We start from the raw sequence: 281 nt of genomic DNA, 5'->3' as shown, positions 1-281 counted from the left end.
AACCATGGCATCACCGCTAAGCACACCGACGGTCGCCCCGTGGGCCGTGGCGCCGGCGAGTTTATAGAGCGCTACGTGTTCCCCAACGGTGAACTGCCGCACCTGGCGATGATGACGGCCGAAATCAGTGAAGTGGGGCTGGAAGTGGTCGATGTCGAAAGCCTGCGTATGCATTACGCCCGCACATTGGACCATTGGAGCGAACGCCTGGAAGACAACCTGGAAGCGGCAGCGAAGATGGTACCGGAGCAGGCGCTACGCATCTGGCGGCTGTACCTGGC

Annotated in this window: 1 protein-coding gene; it reads left to right on the top strand. The window is 61.6% G+C overall.

Translation table 11 applies throughout. The features are described from left to right. Positions 1-39: 39 nt before the first annotated feature. Positions 40-281, top strand: a 242-nt coding sequence (locus AAEY88_RS13025; RefSeq protein ID WP_350563062.1) for a class I SAM-dependent methyltransferase, incomplete at its 3' end; no start/stop codon positions are given.

This window comes from Psychrobacter sp. CAL346-MNA-CIBAN-0220 (assembly GCF_040309805.1).
Classification (GTDB): domain Bacteria; phylum Pseudomonadota; class Gammaproteobacteria; order Pseudomonadales; family Moraxellaceae; genus Psychrobacter.
The sequence above is the reverse complement of the archived record's forward strand: the minus strand, read 5'-3'. Positions and strand labels throughout refer to the sequence as shown.